18 protein-coding genes are annotated in these 25,012 nt (G+C 60.8%); 7 read left to right on the top strand and 11 right to left on the bottom strand.

Going from position 1 to position 25,012, the window contains the following annotated elements; genetic code table 11:
* The first annotated feature begins 25 nt into the window (after positions 1-25).
* The 3 genes from J8C06_RS00305 to J8C06_RS00295 all read left to right on the top strand — a co-directional run bounded on the left by J8C06_RS00305 (position 26) and on the right by J8C06_RS00295 (position 4,484).
* A complete protein-coding gene (locus J8C06_RS00305) occupies positions 26-286 on the top strand; it encodes a hypothetical protein (protein ID WP_211428820.1) in 261 nt (86 codons plus the stop codon).
* A gap of 399 nt (positions 287-685) precedes the next feature.
* Positions 686-3,076, top strand: coding sequence for a transglycosylase SLT domain-containing protein (locus J8C06_RS00300; RefSeq protein ID WP_211428819.1), 2,391 nt, complete (start codon positions 686-688; stop codon positions 3,074-3,076).
* Between the two features lie 139 nt (positions 3,077-3,215).
* Positions 3,216-4,484, top strand: coding sequence for an AmpG family muropeptide MFS transporter (locus tag J8C06_RS00295; RefSeq protein ID WP_211428818.1), 1,269 nt, complete (start codon positions 3,216-3,218; stop codon positions 4,482-4,484).
* Here the strand turns inward: J8C06_RS00295 and cls are convergent, their stop codons facing one another.
* From cls to panB, 3 genes are read right to left on the bottom strand one after another with little or no spacing between them, the layout of a single operon-like run.
* Entirely contained in the window at positions 4,485-5,912 is a 1,428-nt protein-coding gene (gene cls / locus J8C06_RS00290) for a cardiolipin synthase (RefSeq protein ID WP_211428817.1), read from the bottom strand.
* Positions 5,913-5,967: 55 nt separating this feature from the next.
* Positions 5,968-7,389 (bottom strand): phosphoglucomutase/phosphomannomutase family protein, encoded by a 1,422-nt coding sequence (locus tag J8C06_RS00285; protein WP_211428816.1) that lies wholly within the window; start codon positions 7,387-7,389, stop codon positions 5,968-5,970.
* Positions 7,390-7,431: 42 nt separating this feature from the next.
* Positions 7,432-8,304: a 3-methyl-2-oxobutanoate hydroxymethyltransferase gene (panB, locus tag J8C06_RS00280; RefSeq protein WP_211428815.1), complete on the bottom strand. Its 873-nt coding sequence runs from the start codon at positions 8,302-8,304 to the stop codon at positions 7,432-7,434.
* Between the two features lie 621 nt (positions 8,305-8,925).
* Between panB and J8C06_RS00275 the strand changes: the two genes are divergently transcribed.
* Entirely contained in the window at positions 8,926-10,653 is a 1,728-nt protein-coding gene (locus tag J8C06_RS00275) for a hypothetical protein (RefSeq protein ID WP_211428814.1), read from the top strand.
* A gap of 181 nt (positions 10,654-10,834) precedes the next feature.
* Here the strand turns inward: J8C06_RS00275 and J8C06_RS00270 are convergent, their stop codons facing one another.
* On the bottom strand, positions 10,835-11,257 hold the full coding sequence (locus tag J8C06_RS00270; RefSeq protein ID WP_211428813.1) for an Imm70 family immunity protein: 423 nt from the start codon (positions 11,255-11,257) through the stop codon (positions 10,835-10,837).
* Between the two features lie 416 nt (positions 11,258-11,673).
* Here J8C06_RS00270 and J8C06_RS00265 point away from each other — a divergent pair, with 416 nt between their 5' ends.
* From J8C06_RS00265 to aroB, 3 genes are read left to right on the top strand one after another with little or no spacing between them, the layout of a single operon-like run.
* A complete protein-coding gene (locus J8C06_RS00265; protein WP_211428812.1) occupies positions 11,674-13,725 on the top strand; it encodes an alpha/beta hydrolase family protein in 2,052 nt (683 codons plus the stop codon).
* A 22-nt stretch (positions 13,726-13,747) separates the two neighbouring features.
* Positions 13,748-14,605 carry a hypothetical protein gene (locus J8C06_RS00260; RefSeq protein ID WP_211428811.1) on the top strand — a complete coding sequence of 286 codons (858 nt, stop codon included), beginning with the start codon at positions 13,748-13,750 and terminating at the stop codon, positions 14,603-14,605.
* Complete coding sequence (gene aroB / locus J8C06_RS00255) at positions 14,605-15,738, top strand: 3-dehydroquinate synthase (protein ID WP_211428810.1); 1,134 nt, start codon at positions 14,605-14,607, stop codon at positions 15,736-15,738. The genes J8C06_RS00260 and aroB overlap by 1 nt, the downstream gene beginning before the upstream one ends.
* 67 nt (positions 15,739-15,805) lie before the next feature.
* Here aroB and J8C06_RS00250 read toward each other — a convergent pair whose 3' ends face one another.
* The 7 genes from J8C06_RS00250 to J8C06_RS00220 all read right to left on the bottom strand — a co-directional run bounded on the left by J8C06_RS00250 (position 15,806) and on the right by J8C06_RS00220 (position 24,936).
* Entirely contained in the window at positions 15,806-16,219 is a 414-nt protein-coding gene (locus tag J8C06_RS00250) for a cobalamin B12-binding domain-containing protein (protein ID WP_211428809.1), read from the bottom strand.
* Positions 16,220-16,255: 36 nt separating this feature from the next.
* Positions 16,256-17,491: a dipeptidase gene (locus J8C06_RS00245; RefSeq protein ID WP_211428808.1), complete on the bottom strand. Its 1,236-nt coding sequence runs from the start codon at positions 17,489-17,491 to the stop codon at positions 16,256-16,258.
* A 42-nt stretch (positions 17,492-17,533) separates the two neighbouring features.
* A complete protein-coding gene (locus J8C06_RS00240; protein WP_211428807.1) occupies positions 17,534-18,655 on the bottom strand; it encodes a gluconeogenesis factor YvcK family protein in 1,122 nt (373 codons plus the stop codon).
* A 131-nt stretch (positions 18,656-18,786) separates the two neighbouring features.
* Positions 18,787-19,269 carry a hypothetical protein gene (locus J8C06_RS00235; protein ID WP_211428806.1) on the bottom strand — a complete coding sequence of 161 codons (483 nt, stop codon included), beginning with the start codon at positions 19,267-19,269 and terminating at the stop codon, positions 18,787-18,789.
* A gap of 504 nt (positions 19,270-19,773) precedes the next feature.
* On the bottom strand, positions 19,774-22,692 hold the full coding sequence (locus J8C06_RS00230; protein ID WP_211428805.1) for a POTRA domain-containing protein: 2,919 nt from the start codon (positions 22,690-22,692) through the stop codon (positions 19,774-19,776).
* Between the two features lie 113 nt (positions 22,693-22,805).
* Complete coding sequence (gene alr / locus J8C06_RS00225) at positions 22,806-23,936, bottom strand: alanine racemase (protein ID WP_211428804.1); 1,131 nt, start codon at positions 23,934-23,936, stop codon at positions 22,806-22,808.
* A 49-nt stretch (positions 23,937-23,985) separates the two neighbouring features.
* Entirely contained in the window at positions 23,986-24,936 is a 951-nt protein-coding gene (locus J8C06_RS00220) for a hypothetical protein (RefSeq protein ID WP_211428803.1), read from the bottom strand.
* Positions 24,937-25,012 lie beyond the last annotated feature (76 nt).

Genomic DNA, 25,012 nt, shown 5'->3' with positions numbered 1-25,012 from the left:
CTGCGTTTCATTGTGAGGTCGTCCTATGGGTAAAGCTACGTCCAAAAAGAATCCACGTATCAAGGCGCTTGAAGAACAGCTCGGAGGGACAACGGCTCAGATGCTTGACCGCCTCATGCGCGAAGTCGTGCGCGCCCGAACGGCGGCAAGCGATGCCCTTCGGCGGCTTCGTACCAAATCGTCTGATGAGCAGGCGCTGGAAGACTTTCGGCGCGCCCGGCAAGCGGTCATCCACCACCGGCAGCGTCTGCTGCGCGTCTTGGAAGCGCACACCGAAAGTTGTTAGGCATGACGGGTAAGCTCTGGCCGGTGCAGCCGCGCTGAACACGCTTCTCTTTGGTCAGGCCAATCCGCCGTGAGGGCCGGGATGTGACCACCGCAGCGGAACAACGACCAAGCGTCAGCCACGCGCAATGAGCGGCCCACTCGCAGCAGGTTGATGGAAAGTTGGCATCAGAGCTTAGGTCTCTGATGCCAGTCCAAGGCTCGATGCGGATGTTGGCCGAGCGGATGGCAAGCGGGGTGAAGCGTTGGGGTCAGGCGTTTTGGCTCGCGCCGGCGGCTTGGTGGCACAAGGCTTGACGTTTCGCGGCTTGGCTTCGCGCGCTTCCCGACTTCGCCTTGGGCAACCATCCCGCTACACTGGGGATACATCACGGACTGCGCCGGTTGCATCCCTACGCCTATGCCCATTGCTATCCTTGAAATCCAACGTTTCGTAGCCAGCCTCTTTGTCTTTGCGGCAACGCTGACCACCGATCTGCGGACGCCCCCGGCGGTTCAGGCGGCAACCGATGCCACGACCAGTGAGCGGTCACCGCGGACACCCTTTGAAGCCCGCGTGACAGCGCAGCGCATCCAAAGGGCCGTCGAAGAGCGGCGCTATGCCGGCGCGTTACGCGATTTAGCCCAGTTTGCCGAGGCGGCGCCGCAGCTTTATACGGTCAACAACTACGACTACTTGCAAGCGCGGCTGCTGCACCAAACCGGTGAGTTGCCCCGCGCCAAAGCCCAGTACGAAAACGTCATGCAGCGCCCCGGCGGGCAAATGTTCACGCCGTACTGCCTCAAATACCTGGCCGAGATTGCGCGCCGCGAGGCGCAGGAAGGCAAGTCACCCACCCGTGCCGCCGAGCAACGGCACCTGACGCAACTGGTTCGTGACTTTGGTAGCCATCCGGCTGCCCGTAACGCCCGGCTCCGGCTGGCCGAAAGTTACGCTGCCGACGGGCAACTCGACCGTGCCATCCCACTGTATCGCCAACTCGCGCCGCAGAGCCGCGAGTACGAAGCCCGGCTGGGTCTGCTGCTGCGCCGTGCCGGCAACGAAGCCGAAGCGCAAGCCATCTTTCGCCGCCTGCTTGCCACCGGCAAGGACGACGCCGCGCTCCTGGCGGCCGAACAGCTCGACGCACAAGGCGATACCGACCTGTCCCCGGCCCAGCGCCTGGCGCGCGCGCGGCTGTACCTGGTCAATCGCCACACGGAAGGCGCGAAACGGCACTTCCGCGTCCTGATTGAACAGCTTCCCCCTGTTCCCAGCCGCCCCGAGGCGCTGTGGAGCGTCGGACGTGCCTTTTTCATCGAAGAGAATTGGGATGAAGCAATTCGCTGGTTCGACCGGGCGCACGAGGAATACCCCACGTCGCCGGACGGAGAAAAGGGTTACTACCAAACCGGCCATGCGCTGCAAAACGCGGGACGTTACCGCGAAGCCGTGGCGCGGTACGCAGCCTTCATTGCCGAATATCCCAACAGCGAGTTTCTAGGCGGCGCGCATCTCAACGCGATTGATACCCTGCGCATGGCCGGTGACACCAAGGCCGCACTGGACTGGTGCGACCGGACAGAAAAACGCTTTCCGCGCGAGCTGGCCGGTGTGACCGCCCGTTTTCAACGGGTCAAGATTTTGCTTTCACAGTCGGAGTTCGGTGCGGCGCTCGGCGTGCTCGAAACGCTTCAGCAGACGCCGCTGAACCGGCGCGGGCCGGGTTCGACCAATGCAGCCGAAGTCGCTTTCCTGCGCGCGCTCTGTCTGGAACGGATGGGACGGCTTGGCGAGGCCGTTGACGCCTACCTGGCCTTACCTGACACCCGCACCAGCTACTACGGGCAACTGGCCACGGAGCGGCTGCTCGCGCTGGTTGCTGACACCAAGGCGCGCGCCGTCACCGCCCAACGCCTGGCAACCTTGACCCAACGGCAAGACAAAGACGCCCTCCACCAGGCGCTTCGCCTGACGGCCGACCCGCTCGAACGGCAGAAGCTGTTCAACCGGCTCGAAACCCTCTACCAGCAACGACCAGCTTACGCCCGCGCCTGGACATACAGCGCGCCGGAGCTTGGACGCCAGGTCATCCTCACGGCGGAAGCTGCCCCGGCCACTCGCAAGCCCGTGGAAGAGTTTTGTTTTCTTCGCCTCTACGATGACGCCCTGCCCTTCGTGGACATCAGCGAGGCCTTTGCGCAGGCGGCCTATGCCGGCCGCGGCGACCAGGCCTGGAAGGCCCTGGCCTATGGCGAGCCAACCCTGGGGACATTGCCAGAGGATTTTCGGCTGGAGGTCATGCCGCGGATGGTTGCCGAACTGCTCTACCCAGCCCCCTACCGGGATGTGCTGGTCGAACAGGCGCGCCGGCGCAACGTGGACCCGCGCCTGCTTTTGGCGATTGCCCGGCAGGAGTCGCGCTTCAATCCCGGCGTGAAATCGCCGGTCGGAGCGCGTGGCATGTTCCAGTTCATTGACACCACGGCCGACCGAACCGCCCAGAAACTCAACCTCACCGATGTCACCCGAACCGATCTCTACGAACCGCGCTTTGCCATTCAGCTTGCCGCGCAGTACGTGGCGGAGCTGTTCGCGTTGTTCCCAGCTCACCCGGCCGCCGTTGCGGCCGCCTACAATGGCGGCGAGACGGCGACGGCACGCTGGCGCGCGCGCGCCGGCAATGACCAGGCACGCTTCGCGGCCGAGGTTGGCTACGCCGAAACGAAAGACTATGTTTTCAAGGTCATGACCAACTACCGCGCCTACCGGCAGTTGTTTGACGAAGACCTGCGTCCACGGCGCGCTTAAACCAATCGTTTGAGGTGAACGCTACCGGCTCGTCACCCTAGCGTTTTGAGAACTGGCATTGTCAGACCAAACGACTTCCCCTGCCCCAGCCCCTTGGCGCACGGTGGTACGCCTCTATCTGGAAGGCCCCAGCCTGCGCATGCTGCTCTTGGGCTTTGCTGCCGGATTGCCGCTGTTGCTGGCCCTTAGCACGTTGGGGTTTCGGCTGCGTGAGGCCGGCATTGAACTTGATGCGATTGGGTACGCCAGTTGGGTAGGCCTGGTCTATGGCTTCAAGTGGAGCTGGTCGCCGCTGGTTGACCGACTGCCGCTGCCCGGACTGACCACCACGCTTGGACAACGCCGCGGCTGGCTCCTGCTGGCACAATTGCTCGTGGCCGGGGGACTGGTCGGACTAGCCCTAACCGACCCGCGTCAAGCGCTGGGCCGGGTCGTGTGGCTGGCCTTGCTCGTCGCCTTTGCTTCCGCTACGCAGGATATTGCGCTCGATGCCTACCGAATCGAATCGGCCGAAGCCAATCGCCAGGGCATCCTGGCCGCGACCTACCAAACCGGCTACCGCCTGGCCATGCTCTGGGGGAGCGCCGGGGCACTCTGGATGGCGGCCCGCTACGGTAGCCCGGATGGCTACAGCCCCGCTGGTTGGCGCGTAGCATACTTGACCATGGCCGCCTCGATGCTGGTGGGCGTTGTGACGGTGCTTTGGTCGCGCGAACCGGCGATCAGCCGCCCGCCAGCGGCACAGCGCCTCATCCCCTGGCTGCGTCAGGCCCTTGTCGCTCCCTTTACCGATTTTTGGCATCGCTATCGGTGGCAAGCCCTCCTTACCCTGACCCTCATTGCGACTTATCGCCTGAGCGATACGGTCGTGGCCGTCATGGTCAATCCCTTTTACGTGGATGCCGGTTATCGCAAAGCGCACATCGCGCTGGTCAGTTATACCTACGGCACCGGCATGACGCTGACCGGCACGTTTCTCGGAGGCGCGTTGGTGGCCCGCTGGGGACTGGAGCGCGTGCTGCTGCTCGGCGCGGTGTTGAGCGCCGGCACAAACCTGCTCTTTGCCGCATTGAGCCTCGTTGGACCACATCTCCCGGCCCTGGCGCTGGTCATCTCTGCCGAATACCTTGCGACCGGCTTGGCGGCCGCGGCCTTTGTGGCCTACTTGTCGTCACTGACCAATCTTGGCTACTCCGCGACGCAATACGCTTTGCTGAGTTCCCTGATGCTCCTGCTGCCAAAGTGGGCGGCGGGTTTTGCCGGAAAAGCCGTGGCGACACTTGGCTACACCAAGTTTTTCGTCGGAACGGCCCTGCTCGGCATCCCGGCCGTCGGACTGGCACTGGTCATTCTGTGGCTGGGGCGCGCTCAACGTCCCCATCCTGAGTCCGGCGGCACTGCCCGGTGACTACAGCATGGGCGACAGCAGACGCGCCGCCCCATCCCGCAGCCGAACCGCCAGCGGACGCGCCTGCAACGCTTCGGCCGTGACGGGAATGGACGCCTGGCAAACCGCGCAAAACAGTGCATCCATGCGCTGCGCCAGCTCGGTGTCATAGACTTCCAGATTGAACTCGAAGTTGAGCCGCAAACTGCGTGGATCCCAGTTGGCGGAACCAAGGCACAGCCAGCGACCATCTACGACCATCAGCTTGCTGTGGTCAAACGGACCCGGCCGTTCCCAAATCCGCGCGCCGTGTTCAAGTACCTGCCAGTAGTGCGCCCGCCCGGCCCACTGCACCAACGGATGGTTGTTCTCAACTGGGGTGAGAATGTCCACCGTGACGCCCCGCAGTGCGGCGGCGCTCAACGCCGACAGGAGCGACTGATCCGGAACAAAGTAGGGCGTCCAAATCCGTACTGTCTGCCGCGCCACGCTCAACGCTCCGAGAAAGACCCAGCGCAGGCGTTCGAGCATTTCATCTGGTCCGGCTTCGATGCCACGCGCCAGCGCCGCACCGACCGGAACGAGCGAGTTCGTTCCCCAGAAGCCGGTGTCGAGCCGCTCCTGAGTCGTGAAGTACCAGTCGTCGGTGAACGCTTCGATCATGTGACGGACGACCGGCCCCTCCACACGAAAGTGCAGTTCCCGAAAGGCCTGCGCCGGTTGCTCGGGTTTCCAGTACGGTCGGTGGATATTCATGCCGCCGGTGAAGCCAACCTGGCCGTCAACGATGAGCAGTTTTCGGTGATTGCGCAGATTTGCCGCGTGGAGCCGGGCCGGCAGGACCGGTGGGTTGAACGACACCACCGGCAGCCCAGCGGCTTTGAGAAATTTGAAGGCGGAGCCGCGCACTAGCCGGACGTACACATCGTCAATGAGGATGCGAATGCTTACGCCGCGCCGTTGCGCGGCAAGCAGCGCTTCCACGAACAGTTCGCCAATGCCCTCGCGGTCGAAAATGTAGGTCGCCAGCGCAATGCTGTGTTGTGCCTGCGCGATGGCGTCCAGCATGGCTGGGTACGTCTGCTCGCCATTGAGCAGCGGTTCGATGTGGTTTCCAGCCAGTAGCGGTTGCCCGGTCACTTCCCGAACCAGCCGCGCCAGCCCGCCAAGGTCATCATCGGCCAGCGCCTCGGTTTGATCCTCGCCGGCCGCCGGTGGCAGCGTCGGCAGCGCTACGGCAGCGCGCAGTCGCTGGGCGCGGCGCTGCAAGCGGTTGATCCCAATGAGTAAGTAGAGCACCGGCCCGAGAACCGGCAAAAACCAAGTCACCAGAAGCCACAGGAGCGCCGAACGGGCTTCCCGCTTGTACAGTAGCGCATGACCAGAAACAATCAGGCTGGTCGCTCCGGTCAGCAGGAGCGCTACCCACTCAAACCAAGCCGTATCCATTGAACCAGGCTTTCCAGGGCGACCGGTGCGCGGCCGCCGTGAGCCGCGTCCAGCCTCACAGTGATTGGCGCACGAGCTGTTCGCCAAAGTCGAGCAAAGCTTGCATTTTTTCGGTCGTCGTGGCCTCGCTATAGACACGCACCAGCGGTTCGGTGCCCGAGGCGCGAAACAGCAGCCAGCTTTCGTCGGCGAAGTGCAACTTCACGCCGTCGAGCGTCCCAACCGCGCAGACCGTATCTCCGGCAATCCTGGCCGGCGGATCGGCCGTCAGGCGCTCGATGAAGGCAATGCCCTGCTCGATGTGGTCAAGCGTCAGATCGCGCCGGTCATAGGCAAAGTGGCCAAACTCGGCTGCGATGTCGGCAACTAGTTCGGAGGGCTTTTTGCCAAAGGCCAGGACGGCTTCCAACACGAGCAAGCCACTGAAAATGCCATCCCGTTCGGGAATGTGCAGCTTGCAGCCCAGTCCGTTGGATTCTTCGCCACCGCATAGAATGTCCTGCGTACGCATCAGCGCCGCAATGTGCTTGAAGCCAACCGGCGTCTCATAGGTCGGCAGCCCGTGCCGTTCGGCAATACGTTTGACAACAACGCTTTGGGAAACCGTTCGGGCGATGCCGCCGGTCAGCCCGCGCTTGCGGATCAGGTACAGCGCCAGCATGGCCAGCAGGCGGTGCGTATTCAGGTACGCCCCGGTGTCATCCACCGCGCCGACGCGGTCGGCATCGCCATCAGTTGCCAGCCCCAGGAGTGCGCCCCGCTGCGCGACCGCATCGCACAGGGGTTGGAGCTGCGGCATCATCGGTTCGGGGTGAATGCCGCCAAAGTAGGGATCGCGTTCGGCCCGCAGCGTCGTGACGCGCAGCCGTCCGCCCTGAAGCAACCGCTCGATGTAGCGTCCGCCAGCGCCGTACATTGAATCTACGAGCACTTCACCATCGAAGGCGCGCAGGCGGTCCAGGTCAACCAGTTCGCCCAAGCGCGCCAGATAGGTTTCCGATGGCGGCACGTACTGCACCTGTCCTGCGGCCAGCGCTTCGCGCAGGGGCATTGCTCGGGGCTGGTTGGCGTCCAGGCGGGCTTCGACCTGAACGGTGTATTCCGGCGGGGCCGAACCGCCAAAGGGCAGCTTGATTTTGAAGCCGGAAAACTGGGGTGGGTTGTGGCTGGCCGTAATCACGATGCCGCCACGCGCGCGCTCGGCATAGCAGTCGTAAGACACCATCGGCGTCGGCACGAACTGATCATAAACACGCACCTGAAAGCCGTTGCCGGCCATGATTTCGGCGACGCGCGCCGCGAAGTCTTCACCGAGAAAACGCCGGTCATGACCGACGTACACCAGCGGGTTCGTGCCATCAGCCTCGGCCAGAAATTGCTCGGCGGTTGCCTGCGCAACGCGGTCGAGGTTGGCAAAGGTAAACTCGCGGGCAATGCGCCCACGCCAGCCATCCGTTCCAAACTTGATAACCGTCATACGTTGTTAGGTGTTCTCCAAAAAACCAAACCGCTCGACCAATCATTCATGGCAACCGGCGTCTAGTTCAGCCAGTTCTTGCTCGAACAGCACCAGCGCCTCCGCCGGCATTGAAAAGGCGTGTGCGGCGGTCGGAAACGTCCCTTCGCGGACCTCGCGGGCATAATCGCTCACGGCCTGGCGCAGCACGTCACCGACATTGGCGTATGGCTTGACAAACTTCAGCGCCGCGCCCGGCCCCCAACCAACGGCATCGTGGAAGACCAGAATTTGCCCATCACAGCCGTTGCCAGCGCCGATACCGATCGTCGGAATGGTAAGCCGTTCTGACAGGGCGCGCGCGACCTCCCGCGGAACGCATTCGAGAACGATGGCAAAGCAACCGGCTTCTTCGAGCGCCAGGGCCTCGTTGACCAGCGTCATGGCGGCGTCGAAATCACGTCCCTGCACGACATTCCGGCCGAAAACATGCGCCGACTGAGGGGTGTAGCCCAGGTGTCCCATGACGGGAATGCCGGCCGTGACCAGGCGTTCGACCGTCTCGGCGCTGCGGTCGCCCCCTTCCAGCTTGACGGCCTGCGCGCCGCCTTCCTTGAGGAAACGCCCAGCATTGCGCAGGGCTTCGGTTAGGTCAGCTTGGTAGGACAAAAACGGCATGTCCGCCACGACAAGCGCCCGCCGCACACTGCGCGCAACGGCTTTGACGTGATGGAGCATTTCCTCCATCGTGACGGGAATGGTCGTTTCGTAGCCAAGGAGGACGTTGCCGAGCGAGTCGCCGACGAGCACGACATCTACGCCGGCTGCTTCGCAGACTTCAGCCGTCGGGCGGTCGTAGGCGGTTAAGGCGACGATGCGCTGACCGTCGGCTTTCATGGTACGTAAGTCATCTGGTGTAACACGCAATTGACGCATGGCTACTCACATATTAGGACTGCCGTTGGCGGTTATCTAAGGTAAACCCCTCATCAAGCAGGACATCAGCACGAACATGCCAGGCCCTGCTGTTGGCAGCCATGCTATGTGCATCATTGCCTGATGGGAAGTGCTTGCGAGGGTGGCTATGGCGTCCCTTCGTACCCTCTCTCCTTTTCTGCAAGCTTCTGAAACCAAGAAAACAGTTGCCCGTCTGGCCTGGTCTCGGCCATTCCATGCCCCAGAACCTCACTTGAAGCCCCAATCCGGCGAAACAAGTGTGACCAGTTATTGCGCTATTTATTGGGTTGACTCTTTATCTCTTAAACCTTCAGAATTGTCTTTGTAACCGCAACATGTATTTATTTCGTGCCCATGCCTATGAAGCCTGCCAGCAAACTGTTTCTCCGGGCAGTTGTGCCGTGCTTGTGCCTGTGCCTGTCACCTGCCCTATCGATCGCCCAAAGGCAGTACCAAATCCGCAATGACCCCCGCAATCCTGGGCGGAAAATCATTGAGTTTCCGGAGCTCAAGACTACCTCTCGAATGTTGACCCAGACACAAAACCTGTTGGACGAACCTTCCTACAGGCGAGCTCCCGTCAAGTACGAACCTTTCCAGATGGTAAACCCCACGACGGGCAAGGCCCTCAACCCCAATGCCCAGATCACCCTGCCCACACCTGACGGCAAAGGGCGCGTCACCACGGTGAAACAATACTTCGACGAGCTGAATGCCCTGGAGCAAGCACTGGCCGCGCGCGGTCGCTCACTGCGCCAGCCCAATGCCTTTGAAGGACTGAAACCCAACTTCAATGTTGCGTTGTACCAACCCTCCCCCGCCCTGCCGCCTAACTTTAAGGCCATTTCGTTGAGCCGGTACCAGGCCAACCAAAAATCTGCCACTACCATCTGGCAAGTGCCCACCACCAGCCTACCCAATGTGTCGGGAGGCATCAACACGCAAACGCTAGCTGTTGCTAACTGGCAGCCCAACCTGTACATCGGCGAGACCGGTTCTGACGAAGGCACCGTAGAGTTTCCGGTAACCTGGGTCAAGGTGTCGTTGGCTTCTAAGGGGCGCAAGGTTTTCCCCCTGCTGCTGGAGGTACCCAAAGGCGTAGAGGCTCTGATCAGCAAGGTGGAGTGGCAAGTGTCCAACAAACCATTCGACGAGACCGCCATCAATTACAAGCCCAAAGATGTACTGCGCTCCGGCCAGGAGTCACCATTGAAATGGGGAACCAGTGTCCGGGGTATCGCCCCGCTTGACTACAAGGGCAAGGTGTACGAGTACTTTCAGGTTGACCTAAGCACGATCGAGCCCGAACCGGTCAATCAGATAAAGCCCTACTACATCCGTGTGGTGTGCTATGGCCTTGACGGAGCGCCAATGGCACAAAGCAACAACGCGCTGGCGGCATACGGCTCAGTCGACAAAGAACTTAATTTGGTCTTGACGGAAAGAAACTCTGTGCCGACGTTCCAGTTTGCTTTCCCCGAAGGCGACAAGGTGCCGTTTAGCATGTTTATTCGAGGGAATGGGTTACAAAGCACTCGAAGTTGGCAACAAAGCAAGAACAAGGTCACAACCCTGGGCTACAAAGTCACAGCCAATGCCTTGCTTGGGCTGCGGTACTACAACTTTTTGAGCATTGTCAACAGCAGTGAACCTCTCAGTAAGGAACTGGAAGTGCTGCGCGGCGACTTTTCCGCCATCTTGGGCACAGGCACCGGACTTACAGGCAACAACGAACCCAACGGCATACGCCTCAAACTCATTGTCTTAGGCATAGCCGCCGACGAAATCAAGTTTGAGCCTGAAACCCCAGGTGCCAAAACCATCGCTCTCAATTACGACATTTATCAGAGTTTGTCCTGGCCCTTGGCCGACGTGCGGTTTTTCATCGGACCTGTGCCTGTCCGCGTTACCGCCACCTTGGGTGGCAGCGTCGGCTTCAAGCTCTACGGCCAGGCCAACTTGGTCAACAACGAGCTTAGCGGCACCATCAACCCTTTTCTAAATACCCGCTTCGACGCCTCTGGTGGGGTGGACGCCGTAATTGCCTATGTCACTCTCCAGTCCGAGGTCAATCCACTTGTCAGGAACGACATGCTGATGAATTTCAGCGCCGTCAACAAACCCGTCTTACACTTCAGCAACAACCTGTCGGGACTAAAAGGGCGCGTCTATCTCAAAGTGGGCTTCTACCACCCATGCCCTCCGGTAAAGCAAGTGAAAAAGCTTGTGGGCTTCATTACAGGCGGCGAAGAAGTGCCCCTGTGCGAATGTGCTTGGGAGTACAACATCTTCCAGTTTGACGGCTTCGATAAAACGTTCCAGTACTAACGGCGCGAGCCATCCAGCCAGGCTGCTGGTAAGCACGCCAGGCTGCATAAAATATCGTTCTGTGGAACGAGCATCGGCATCAGCAGGAACAGCCCGGCAGGTAGATGTGTACCTGGCATCCAGCCCAACGTTGAGCCATGGTGGTGCTATCTCTTGCCTACGGATGGAATCAGAACGTGGGTCATGCCATACGGCGGATGCGCACGTCATGCCGAACTTCGGCGCTTCGCGTAAAGGCCTGGCGCAAGACGGTGAATAAATGCTCCTCGCTCGGCGTGAAAAAACATTCCGCCGCGCAGCTTAACGTCTCCAGCACCCCGTCGGCCCACGGCGGCTGCCGGCTGAGATCGTCGTAATCCCACACGATGTCAGTCGGCGGCAGGACTTCCAAGCCAAGCTGAATGGCGTCGAGTTCGCTGAGCGCCTGCGCGGCGTTCGGGTAGTCAAGCCGTCCTTTGTAGAATTCCAGCATGATGCACGGATAGACGCTCCCCCAGGCATCCTGTTCCAAGCGATAGGCAATCGTCGAAAAGAAACAGTGAAAGAATGCCGGCGAGCCGATTTCGTAGCGTTTCGTATCTACCCAGAGAAAAATGCGAAGCATGGTCTCACTTGCCTGGATGCAAAAAGCTGTCGCCGGCCAAGCACTGGGGACGTGAAGCAAATGGCGCTTTCCAACTGGCTTTCCAGAGACGCCGCCGATGCGCGGCAGGCACCATATTGCCACGCTTGCGCGTCGCCTGCATGCCGTAGTTGACAGCGCAAAGCGCTCAGGTTGATGCGAGGCCGGCCCGGGTTGGATCGGGGCAGCCCAAACAACCTCGGCGCGCTTCCGGCCGCCTATCCTCACAGGAAGCCCAGTCCCCACCCGGCGGCGAGTTGGGATGAGGGTGGACTCAACGCCTCATCCAAAACCCACGGCGCTGTCCTCCATGACAAGTCATGACAAGGTTGGCGTCGCCGGCCTACACTCTGGAGCGCAAGGTTAGTGTTTACCTTTCATCGAGATAGGAGTTTTGGATGCTCAGGCTACGGCGGGTTGTGACCTCTGGGTTGGTGTGGATGCTCTGCGTTTGGAGTGCGGCGCTTGCCGCGCCACGTCCGATGACCTTCGATGACCAAATGAAGTTTCGCCGAATTGCCACGGCCGTGGTGTCACCGGACGGAAAACACCTCGCCTACGTGCAAGGCGTTACGGACCAGGCCGCCAACCGCGTCCAGTACGACATCTGGGTGATGCCGGCGAATGGGGGCCAAGCGCGCCAACTCACCTCCGGCGCGCGGTCGGCAACGGACCCGTGCTGGTCACCCGACGGGAAGACCATTGCGTTTGTTTCCAACCGCGACGGCAAGGCGCAAATCTGGACGGTCAGCGTCGAGGGGGGCGAACCCCGGAAAGTGACCGACTTTTTTACCAATGTTTCGGGTGTGCTGTGGGCGGCCGATGGCCGCCATCTGGTTTTCGTTGCCGAAGTCTATCCGGAATGCCCGGATGCCGACTGCAACCGACGCAAGTACGCCGCTGCCGAAGCCAGCAAGGTCAAGGCGCAGCTTGCCGACCGCCTGCTCTATCGCCACTGGGACAGCTTCAAGGAAGGACGACGAACCCATCTGTTTGTCGTTTCGGTCGCGGGCGGAGACGCCAAAGACCTGACGCCTGGCGACTATGACGCGCCGCCGTTTAGCCTGGGTGGACGTGATTACGATCTCTCACCTGACGGGAAGGAACTAGCTTTTGCGCGCAATACCGACCGCGACGAAGCCATCAGCACCAACAACGACATCTTTCTCGTCCCGCTCACCGGCGGCGAACCCAAGCGAATTTCCACCAGTCCCGGCTCGGATGTCCATCCGCGTTACTCACCGGATGGCAAGTACCTGGCTTGGCTGTCGCAGGATCGCGCCATGTTCGAGTCGGACAAAAAGCAGGTCATCCTGTATGAACGCGCCACCGGCAAGCTGCGCCGGCTGAGCGAAAAGGTGGATATTGCCTTCGACGAACTCGTGTGGTCGCCCGATAGCCAAACCCTGTTTCTGACCGGCGACCAACGTGGGCAAGTTCCGATTTTCACCTTGAAGCTGGCTGGCGATAACGTTCAGACGCTCGTCGCGCAGGGACAAAACGGCAACCTCTCGGTCGCGCCCGACGGCAAGACGCTCTACTTTACGCAGTCCACCCTGACGCGCCCCAATGAAGTCTTCTCGGTAGCGACCAGCGGCGGCAAACCGAAGCCACTGACGCGCGTCAACGAAGCGTTTCTGGCAGACATTGCCTTCGGCAAGGTCGAAGAAACCTGGTTTACGGGTGCCGATGAAACGCGCGTCCATGCCTTCGTCGTCAAGCCACCGCAGTTTACCGCGGGGAAAAAGTATCCGATGATTGTGCTTATTCACGGCGGCCCGCAGGGGGCATGGTCGAACGGGTGGAGCTTCCGCTGGAACGCCCAGCTCTTTGCCGCGCCCGGCTATGTCGTCGCCATGATCAACCCACGCGGCTCGACCGGCTACGGACAGCGCTTCACCGACGAAATCAGCGGCGACTGGGGCGGTAAAGTCTATGTTGATTTGCTCAAGGGCGTTGATCACATCATTGGGATGGGCTTTGTGGATGCCGACCGCATTGGCGCGGCCGGCGGGAGCTACGGTGGCTACATGGTCAACTGGATGCTCGGACACAACCAGGACCGACGGTTCAAGGCCTTTGTCTCGCACGCCGGGGTCTATAACCTGACGAGCATGTACGGCGCGACCGAGGAGCTATGGTTTACGGAGTGGGAATTCAAGGGCAATCCCTGGGATAATCCTGAGCTGTATGAACGCTGGTCCCCGCATCGGTTCGCCAAAAACTTTGCGACGCCGACGCTGGTCATCCACGGCGAACTCGACTACCGCGTGCCGATTGGTGAGGGACTGCAACTGTTTACGGCCCTACAACGGCGGGGCGTGCCATCGCGGCTGCTCTACTTCCCAGACGAAGGACACTGGATTTTGAAGCCGCAAAATAGCGAACTCTGGTACAAAACCGTCCACGAATGGTTTGCCACGTACCTCAAGCCCGATCTGCCACAGTGAAGGACGCGGTGAAGAAAACGTTATGCCTGATGAGCAAGAAGATGACTTGGCAGCGCCGCCGGAAATCAGCGCGGCGGAAGCTGCCGCCAAACAAGCGGCTCTAGGACAGCTCGATTTGCTGCGGCGGGTTCAGCGCGCCCGAAGTGGAACGCCCGAAGAGCGGCTTGAACTCGCTTTCGATGCAACCGATGAAGTCCTCAACGCCCTGCTTGATAACGAAGCCACCGGCGAGGAAGAACTGACCATCATTGCCCGGCGGCGTGATGTTTCGCATGAAGTCCTGCGGCGCATGGCCGGCGACCGGCGCGTGCAGGAAAGCCACCGCCTACGGCGCATGCTCGTGCTCAATCCAAAGCTTCCGGCCTCGGCGGGACTGCGCCTCGTGCCGAATCTGTTTCTCTTCGATCTGGTCACGGTGCTCATCACGCCAGCGCTTCCGCTGGAAATCAAAACTGCGGCCGAAAACGCCATTTTGCAGCAGTACCAAAACCTTCCGCTGGGGCAAAAAATCACGCTGGCGCGCCGTGGCAACGGCGGACGACTGCTTCCGCAGATGCTCAACGATGCCAACAGCGAGGTCATCCGGGCCGTGCTCAATAACCCCTTTTTGACGGAGAGCGTGGTTTCGACCGCGGTGTGGAAAGCGACCCACCAGCATGTCGTCATCCTGATTGCGGATACCGCGCGGTGGGCCAATCGCAACTATGTCAAAATGGCGCTGCTCCGAAACCGCATGCTCCCGCTGGGACGTGCCGTTACCCTGGTCGGAACGCTGACGCCCTCCCAACTCAAGGAACTCAGCACGGACCCGACGGTGCCGGTTCAGGTGCGCAACCTCGTCCTGCAACAGATGAAGAAAAAACCTAGCGGCACAGGGTGATGAACAGGCTTCAGGCTCATCCGACCGCCACCGTTCCGGTCACGCATGCGAGCGGGCGGTATGACATCCACATTGGCGTAGGGCTATGTCGCGCTTTAGGGCATCACCTGCACCAAACGTTTGGTGACGCCCCACGGTCGGTCGCCATCGTGACCAACCCGAAGGTTGCCCGGCACTACGCGGCTGCCACCACGGCGAGTTTAGAAGCGGCCGGCTTCGCCGTTCAGCTCTGCGTCATTCCCGATGGTGAGCGCTTCAAGCACCTGCGCACGGTGGAACGCATCTGGGACTTCTGCCTGGCGCAGCGACTTGAGCGCCGCGATGTGCTGGTCGCCCTAGGGGGTGGGGTCGTCGGTGACCTCGTTGGGTTTGCAGCGGCGACGTACCTGCGCGGCGTGGCCTTTGTTCAAGTTCCGACTACGCTGCTGGCGATGATTGATAGCAGTGTTGGCGGTAAAACTGGCTTCAACTGGCGCGAAGGTAAAAACCTGATCGGCGCCTTTCATCAACCGGCGCTGGTTGTCGCCGACTTAGAAACGCTCCAAACCCTGCCCCGCCGTGAATGGCATGCCGGTTGGCATGAGGCCATCAAGTACGGTGTGATCCGCGATGCTGATCTGTTTGCGCGGCTCGAAGCCCGGTTGCCGCTTTCACTGCGGCGGGACGCGCCCTGGGACTGGCTGGGCGAGGTGATTGCGGATTGCTGCCGCATCAAGGCGGACATCGTGGCGCGGGACGAGCGCGAAACCGGCGAACGTAAAATCCTCAACTTCGGCCACACAATTGGCCATGCGTTGGAAGCTGTGACCAAGTACCGGCGCTTTCGCCATGGCGAAGCCGTCGGACTCGGCATGATCGCCGCCTGTCAGATCGCCGCTGAACTAGGCTGGATGGCGGCGGCCGAAGCGGAGCGGGTGCAAGCGTTGGTGCGGCGCGTCGGGCGAATGCCTGCAACGTCCGGTATTGCGGTGGATGCCGTCCTGGCGGCTCTGGCTTACGACAAAAAGGTTGTTGGCGGCCAGGCGCGGTTCATCCTGCCTTCACGGATTGGCGTGGTCCAGGAAACATCAGCTCCCACGCCAGCGCTTATTCGGCGCACGCTTCAGCGCCTGTTGTCAGAAGGTCATCCGTAGTGGGCAGCTTGACGCTTCGCAGACAAAAGCGCGCGAATGCCGGCCGCGCCCTGCGCCGTTGCTGGCGTCAGGCGTTGGCCGCGGCCGTCCCGACGCGGTTTTGAATGTAGGCAATGATGGCATCCATCGTCGCGCCTGGCGTGAAGATTTCATCCACCCCGGCCGCCTTGAGCTTCGGGATGTCTTCGTCAGGAATGATGCCCCCCCCGAACAGTGGAATGTCGTCAATCCCCTGCTCGCGCATCAGTTCCAAAATGCGCGGGAACAACGTCATGTGCGCGCCGGACAGAATGGAAACCCCAATGGCATCCACGTCTTCCTGCACGGCGGCGGCAACGATTTGCTCTGGTGTTTGACGCAAGCCAGTGTAGATGACTTCCATGCCAGCGTCGCGCAGCGCGCGCGCGATCACTTTCGCGCCACGGTCATGGCCGTCAAGTCCGGGCTTGGCAATGAGAATACGAAGGCGTCGTTCGGTCATTGATGTCGCTTCTTTCAACCGGTCGCTTGGCGACGGTTAGGGCAATGCGGCCAGCCAGACCCGCTGGACGTTGCCTCCCATCATAAGGGCAATCTCTTGCTCAGAAAATCCTTCTTCAAGCAAAGCGTCGGTGATTTCGGCCAGGTGCGCCGTGTCGAAAGGCACACTCACCGCGCCATCATAGTCCGAACCCAGGGCGACATGCTCAACGCCGGCCACATTGGCCGCATAGCGCATGGCGCGGGCAATCGAGCGGGCATCCTGGCCGCAGACGGCCGCAAAGAAATACCCGATGCCAACCACCCCGCCGGTGCGCGCGATACCGCGCAACTGGTCGTCCGTGATGTTGCGCAACCCGCCACAGGTGCCGCGCACCCCGGTGTGCGAAATCACCACCGGGCGCGTGGCCATGGCCAACACGTCGTCAATCACAGCCGGCGAAGCATGCGCGAGGTCAACGACCATGGACTTTTGCTCCATGCGGCGGATGAGTTCACGCCCCAGGTCGGTGAGTCCGCCTTTGGCTAGACCGTGCGCCGAACCACCCCACTCATTGTCGAAGAAGTGCGTCGGTGCCATCATGCGGACACCGGCCGCGTACAGCCGATCCAGATTGGTGAGGTCGCCGTCAAGGGCGTGCGCGCCTTCGACGCCAAGCAGCGCCCCGACCAGCTTTGGATTGGCAGCGCGACGAGCCAGAAAATCACGCAGTTCCGCCTGGTTGCGAATGAGGGTCAGTTGGCCACCCGAGCGCGCCGCGGCGGCTTCCAGCCGCTGACATTGATAGAGCGCGCGCTCCGTGAAGCTCGTCCAGGTTTTGGGCGGCCACAACTGGGCCACGTTCAGGGCGGCCACCAAGTTGAAGCGGTCGCCATCGGTCCGCTCGTTGTTCATGCCGCGCGGCGCTTTTGTGACGATGGTAAAGGCTTGCAGCGCCACATTCCCTTCCTGTAAGCGCGGCAGGTCCACATGGCCGCGCGTACTGCGCGCCAGAAGGTCACGGTTCCACAGCAGAGTATCGGCATGTAGATCGGCCACGAACAACCGGGCATGCAGCGCCAAGGCGCGGGACGACGGAGGCTTGCGCGTCGTCGCGGCAATCCCATTCACCTCCCGCTCAACCATTTCAGGCAGCCAGATCAGCGCTGCCCCAACGAGCAGACAAAAACCCAGGCCGATGAAAACCAGCCGCCGCCGCCAGATGTGCCAGCGAGAAGGAATGTTACGAGAAGGAATGTTACGAGAAGGAATGTTGGAAGCCACCGTCGTCATGGCAGGAGGTTGGGCTGTGGAAGCGCTACGTCGTCAGGTCTGTCACCGCGCGACGAGTCGGAGATTTGGCTTGCGTTGGGTCGCGGGCAAACGTCGGGCATACACATCCAGCACGACCTGGGCCAGCCTTTCCGGCGCATGGCGCACAACCTCGGTTTCCTCCACCAAGTTAGCAGTCACGACTGGAATCCGGTGGCGGTCAAACATGAGAAACTTATCCGTGGCAACCCGCGCCGTGGGAGGCAGTCCATTCAGGCGTCGGATGGATGAACGTCCCGTCAGCGGACGCGAGCCTTCGAGCCGATAACGTGCCCGCGCCGCCGCTGAAATTCTACCGTGGTTGACCACGACGGCATCCAGGCCGGCCGGTGACAAGGCATCGAGGAGCGTGGCGACATGATCCGCGATGGAAAAATCCGTCGTCTCGCCAGGCTGGGTCATCAGGTTGCAGATATACACCTTGAGGGCGGTTGAGGCAGCAATCGCGTCCGCCACGCCGGCAACCAGCAGATTTGGGATGACACTCGTGAACAGCGAGCCGGGACCCAGCGTGATAAGGTCGGCTTCGGCAATTGAGGTCAGGGTTTCTGGCAGCGGGGCGCAATCGGGCGGATCAAGCGCAATACTTTGGATGCGTCCACCGGCCGCGCTGATTTTGGATTCGCCGCGCACGACGAAACCATCGTCCAGTTCGGCGACCAAGGTGACATCGCTCGTGGTTGACGGAACGATTTTACCCTTGATGGCCAGCACCTCACTGCACAGCCGGATAGCTTCGACAAAATCGCCCGTGATGCCCGTCAGCGCGGCTAAAAACAGATTGCCAAAACTGTGACCGCGCACGCTCCCCTGGCCCGGGAAGCGGTATTGAAACAGGCGGGAAAAGAGCCGTTCGTCTTCTGAAAGGGCGACCAGGCAGTTGCGAATGTCACCCGGCGGGAGCATTTGAAACTCCTCGCGGAGACGGCCTGAACTGCCCCCGTCATCCGTCACGGTCACAACGGCCGTTAGACTCTCGATACATTGCCCTGGAAGCGGATCGCCATCCTCGATGACGCGCCGTTTCAGGCCACGGAGCAGCGTTGCTAAACCAGTTCCGCCACCAATCGCAACACATTTGATGGGTGACGGAAACTGATTGGATGCAGTGGAACGAGAAACCATAGTTGCCGGGAACCAAGTGCGCTAAAAAACTGGAGCCAATCCTAAAGCTGTCTTTTTGCAGCGGCGTGACGGAAAAACAAGCACCACTACCTTGCCCCGTCAAGCCAACTTCGGATCGCTCCACACTCGGTTCATAGCATAGCCGGATGCAATTTTTGCTCGCAAATCTTCAGAAACACCCGCGCCCGGTCAGCAATCTCGCTTTCCAGGACAAAGTCGTTGAGCAAGAGGAGCAGCACATCGCGCGCCCGGTCGTAATCCATTTGTTTGAACGACTCCATGGCGGTTGTGTAGAGATTCAGTGCCTCCCGCTCACGGTTTCGCCGCGCTGAAGACATCGGCGGGGTTGCTTCGCTGACGGGCGCAGCCGACGCCAGGAATTTCTTGGACTTCTTCTTCGATGAAGCTTCGCTGGCAGGCGTCTCCACGGCCGGTACGGATGGCGTTGGCGGTGAGGCCTTGGCTTTCTTCTCAGCCTTTGGAGCACCGGACGCCAGCGCACGCGCCGGCGCGGCCGCTTTTGACTCCGAAGCTGGGTGAACCACCTTGCGGGACGGTGGGGCGGACTGGCTCCGGGCAGACGCCTTGGAGGCCACACTCTGAACCGCTTTCACCACGGCTTCGACGGTTTTGCGCGTGGTTTCGGCTGGCGTTTGGGACTTTGTCTTTCGCGTCCTTGCTGGAGCGGCGTCAGCAACCAAATCAGGTCCTGGACTGGATTTTACAGACAGCTTCGAACGGGTCACGGGACGCGCTACGTTGGCAGCTTGGTCAGCTTTGGCAGGAGATAGCTTGGAGGCTTCAGGGGGTGATTCAGAAGCGAGACCTTTCGACTTGGCGCGGGCGGATGGCATCCGTGGGGAGGAAGCAGGCGGGGCAGGCTGAACTGGGAGCTGGGAACTGGATGTGATCTTGCGCGAAGATTTGGAGCCGGAAACAGACAAGGCCATTCGCAAAACCTCCCATAACCTAAAAAATTGTCAATGATAGCGCTCTGGTAAGGTAAACTTTTATCCGGCTATGCTAGCTTATCTAAGTGCTTTTTGTCAACTTACATACCAAGTAACACACCACGCCAGCGTCCACGCCCTGGCTGCTTCAAACACACCCTGGCTGCTTCAAAAGGCTTGCCCGAACGTAATGTGAACCTGGAGGTTCGTCAGTCGGCGGTTGGGCGTCGCCACATAAAACGGGGGGTCAAGCAGGTAGGCGGCATCCACGCGCAAGGGACCCAGTGGCGTCTTGATGCGAAAGCCCCCGCCCAAGCTATTGGTAAACCGACCGAATCCAATATCTGACACGCGCGCAAACACGTTCCCTAGGTCATAAAAGGCAGCGCCTTCTATGTTTTGCAGCAACGGGAAGCGAACTTCGCCCGTAATCGCCACAAGCGCATTGCCACCAATCGGCGCATCGGTAACTGGGTCGCGGGGGCCGGCCTGCTCAAAGCCCAGTCCGCGGAGCGTGGTTGGCCCGCCAGAGAAAAAGCGCTCACTGATGGGGAGCGTCTGAGTGTTGCCATACGGGCGGGCTAAACCAAGTTGCAGCCGCCCAGCCAGCACCACCGGCGACCGTTCGGTTACGCGACGATAGCCCTGCGCCTGGCACAAAAAGCGAATGAACCGCTCTGAACCGCCAATCCGCGGCGTGGCCACCGTCATATCTGCCGATACAAAGGAACCACGGGTCGCATCCAGCGGCACATCGCGTGTGTCCCGTACGTAGGTGGCCGAAACGGTTCCTAGGTTGAGCGGCTCATCCACCCGCTGAAGGGGTGGATTGGTCACTCGCAAGTCGAGCACCCGCACGTTTTGCAACCGATAGCGAAAGATCAGGGCGCTTTGGGCATCGAAGCGGACTTCCGATTGAATTAGCGCGGCCAACCGCTGCGCCGTAAAGCTGACCCGCGCCTGGCGTTGAAAGAGCACCGAGACGAGAACGGGCGCCGTTACCCCATCGGTCAGCGTGGTCACGCGCGGCAAATTGAAACGGGGAAATTGGTACGACACCTGCGCCAACTGCTCCCGCCGACTCAGACGCAAGATGAGGCTCCCGACTTCCAACCGTCCAAACATGTTGGCGTTGGATAGCTCAAACGACCCACGTGGACCGTCGTTGGTTTGATAACCAAATCCGTAGGCCAGGGTGTAAGGCTTGGACTCAATCACGTCCAAGGTGACATCGGCCAGCGCGTCGGTCGGACTCGTCGCCTGGACATAGGGCGTTTGAATCAGCACTTGCCGGAAAGCCCCGGTGGCGTACAGCGACTGCTCGGCCTGGGTCAGTTTGTCGCGGCGCAATCTGTCTCCCGGCCGCAGGGCCAGAAAACGCCGGAGGGTGCGTTCGGAAGTTCGCCCCCGCGAACTGACGATCACTCGATTGACGGTAAAGCGCCGCCCTTCCTCAATCTCATAGACTAGACTGACCTGCGCCGGATCGTTAGGGCTTTCATCCAGTTCCTGCCGAATGCGTGCCTCAGCAAAGCCTTCACTCAGGTACAGTGAGGTCAGCCGATCCAAGTCGGCACGAACCTGTGCCTGCGTGATGAAATCACCAGCTTCAAGTTTGAGTACTCGTCTGAGCTGGTCGGTCGCCAGCAACTGGTTGCCCTCCAGCCGTACCTCTGCCACCTGCGCCCGTGGGCCGGCTTCGACCTGAAACAGCACAACCAACGATTCATCATCGAGTCCAGTGCCGATGCGGCGCTCGGTCACCTGGGCTTGCAAGTAACCATCATTGCGCAAATCACGCACGATGACTTCAGCATCCCGCGCCAGCGTATCTTCAGTAACAAGCCCGCGCGAGGGCGGAATCAGCGAAGATGGGCGCGTCTTGAAATCAGCCGCGACATCCTGGTAGCGCAGGAGGTCCGTGCCAACGATACGCACCGCCTGCACCCGGTAGCGCCGGTTAGGGTCAACGGTGTACGTCACCACAACGCGGTCCTCATCCACCAACCGCTGCCGCGACCATTCAACCGCGGCGAAGAAATAACCGCGCTGCTGGAGCGCCGTCTGCAACCGGCGGGCCCCGTCTTCCAGCGTGAAGTCGTCGAGGCCGCCATCGCGTAGCACAGGCAACACTCGGCGCTGTTCCTCGCGCCGCAACTCAAAGCCCGTGATGTTGACGGTGACCAGGGGCCCGGAAATCACGTTCACCACCACGGACACCCGGTTTGTGCCTGGGTCATACGTGACGTGTGGCTCGCTGATGCGCGGATCGAGGTAGCCCCGCGCCACATGCAAGGCCCGAATACGCTGGACATCCGACTGAACGAAATCAATCGCGTAGGGCGTGCCAGCCGGATGCAGAATGACCTTGGCATCGAAGTCAGCGCGGGGGATTTTCAGCTCGCCGGTAATTTGCCACTCGCCAATCAGGGCTTGTGGCCCTGGGATAATGACGAATGTCACCCGTGACCGGGCCGCATCGTTTGGGGCAGAAACCCGCGTACTGACCGAAGCTCGAAAATACCCCCGCTCGCGGTAAAAATCCCTCAGTGTTTGTTCGCCTTCGACCAACGCCCGGGTGGTGATTTTGTTGCCACGTTCGAGCGTAGCCAGGCGCGGGCGCAGTTCCTCAGCCGGAAAAATAATGTCGCCATCAAACACCACCTCGGCCACGCGAAGCTGGCGGGTCACGACAAACCGAACCCAAACGCCATCTGCCCCATCTGGACTGGTAAAAACTTCCGCATTGGCCACCCGCTCCGAACGATGGAGACGGACGAGCGCCGCCCGCAGCCGCACGGCAGTCAACGGATCGCCAACCTGTAGGCCAATGGCTTCCGCCAGCGACGGGTCCTGAGCCAACCCATCTTGTACCTCAATGGTGAGTCGCGAGATTGTCCGACCATCCAGCCGGCCGACCGGCGGACGCGGTTCGTCGAGTACCCCAGCCCCCTGTGCCGCCGGCAGTACGTTCTGCGCCCAACTTGCTTTAGAAACCAGCGCTAGGACAACGCCCGCGAGCATCAATAGAACCAGGCGACGCCAGTGGCTGTAACACGGCGGTTGTAGCCAAGCCAGATGTTGCATCTTGTCGTCGTCAATTCCTGAGCTGACATAGGGCAGTGATTGTCACTCAACTTGAGACAAACTTTCCACCCCCATCCGTTCGCGAGCCAGCCTGCCCGATACGGTCTGTCCGGTCAAGATCGGTAGCGGCGGGGCACCCGGGCCGTGAGCGCGGTCGTGGCTTCCAGCGCGATGGTGTCCATGATGGCCGCATAGTCCTCAGCCGAAATCGAAGCCTCGCCCTGTGCGCCAATGAAGGTGGCGATGTCGCCGAGCGCGACGTCCGGCACGTCGGTCACATCCAGCATGGTGACATCCATGCTCACGCGCCCAAGCATCGGGACTTTGCACCCGCGCACCAGCGCCCATCCGCGGTTGGACTGTATCCGGTGCAACCCATCGCCATAACCCAGTGGCACCGTTGCCACGCGCGTGCGCCGCGCGGTGATGAACGTGCAACCATAGCCCAACGGGGTGCCGGCCGGTACGGTCTTCAAACCGAGAATCCGCGCATGCAATGACAGCACCGGCTGAACCGGCGGCGGCGGAAACGCCGGTGAGAGCGCATCACCCGCAATGCCGTAAAGGAGTCCCCCAATCCGAACCAAGTTGCCGGCCGCGTCCGGTAGAAAGGCGTGCAAGCCCGCGCTGTTTGCCAGATGCGTATAGCGGGGGGTGAATCCGGCCGCTTGCACTTGCTGGAGTGCGCGGGCATAGCGACGCATCTGGTCGTGGGTGAACTCGGCATGCTCCGGTGCATCGGCTGAAGCAAAGTGGGTCATGAGGCCATCGAGGCGGATGTGGCGACATGTTTTGAGGATAGCGAGCGTGTCCAGCAGTTGCTCCTCAGAAAGCCCTAAGCGACCAATTCCGGTGTCAACCTCAAGGTGAACCGACACAACGCGATCGTGTGCGGCAGCGGCGCGTTCCAGGGCGGCGACGTAACTGGGGTCAGGCAGGGTTGTAGCTAAATCGCCGTGAACAACTTCGGCTTCTTGCCCAAACCAAAATCCACCGATAACCAGGATCGGACGTGTGATGCCGCCATCACGCAACGCAGCGCCCTCAGCCGGCGTGGCAACGCCAAACCAATCGGCATCGGCCACATTTTGCAGGTATGTCGCAACCGGGAGCAGCCCATGGCCATAGGCATTGGCTTTGACCATCGCCATGACCGGAACACCAGCCCGTTGCCGAAGCCACCGGTAGTTGCGCTCGAGCCGCTGGAGATCAACCTCCGCCCAAGCGGCAAGGTCAGCGGTCATGGCCGGGCCGACTTGGGACGCGCCCCCAAGTCATCACTGTCATTCGCCATCACTGTAGTTCGACCCGGTCCCCAATCACGGCTTCACGAGTCGTACGGGTCAACACCCCAACTGCCGTGTTGGCTTCCGTGCGAATGATAATGATTTCCCCAACGAGCGTGCGGGGCAACTCACTGCGTGGCGTACGCTCAGCCACTTGCGGATAGCCTTTGTTAGAAGAAGCAATGGACGAGTTGTCGCGTGTCCGAAAGCGGTCGCTAGGAAAGCCATTGCTGCGTCGTTGTCCAACCCGGTCATCCCGAAAACGGGAAACGGGGTCACTGGCCAAGGGGCGATAGACGGTCAGATAGTCGCCAACCTTGATGCCGTTGTCGGCGCCGATGTTGACGTAAACGACATCATTTCGCACGAGCTGCTCACGAGACATTTGTGAAGCCAGGATTTGCCCGGTTGCCCGGCCCGTCGGAGCGCCAACAACCGAGAGGGGCCGATAGGTGCGCACCTTTGGAATCGGACGCCGCTCATAAGGAATGAGCACGTCACCCAAGTTGACCGTGCCGGTGCAAATCAGCGTAATCTCACCCGTGGATGAGGTGTCACGCACCTCTGTGATACGCAACACGCCTAATTCCTGCACGAGCGTGCCCAAAACGCGCTGGCGGTCCTGCAAATCCCGCACCGGACCAATGTTACGAATAATTTGGTACTCCGCCCCGGTTTGCAGGTTGGCATCGCGTCCACGATTGATATACACCAAGTCGCCCTGCGAGAATTCGCGCACATAGGCTTCTTTCTCGCTTCCAACGATTTGCAGGTCCTCAGGAACTTCCGCGCCAATGTAACCAGCGCATACGCGCATTGCCTCTGACATCACCGAGCGCGGAACCGTCGTTTCGGCTGGATTCTGCGCCTCAGCAAAACCGCCAACCGTAACCAGAGCTGTCAGCGCCAGACCTGTCATGGAAAGAACAGACGCCAAGCGAAGGGAAGTACGCGACATGTCAGCACCTTTCAGGAAACTCAGCTCGACCGCTGTGGCGCAGCCGGTCGCGGCACGAACCGATGGAACTCGACCT

It is taken from the genome of Chloracidobacterium validum (assembly GCF_018304825.1).
Lineage (GTDB): Bacteria > Acidobacteriota > Blastocatellia > Chloracidobacteriales > Chloracidobacteriaceae > Chloracidobacterium > Chloracidobacterium validum.
This window is presented reverse-complemented; position numbering and strand designations above follow the sequence as displayed.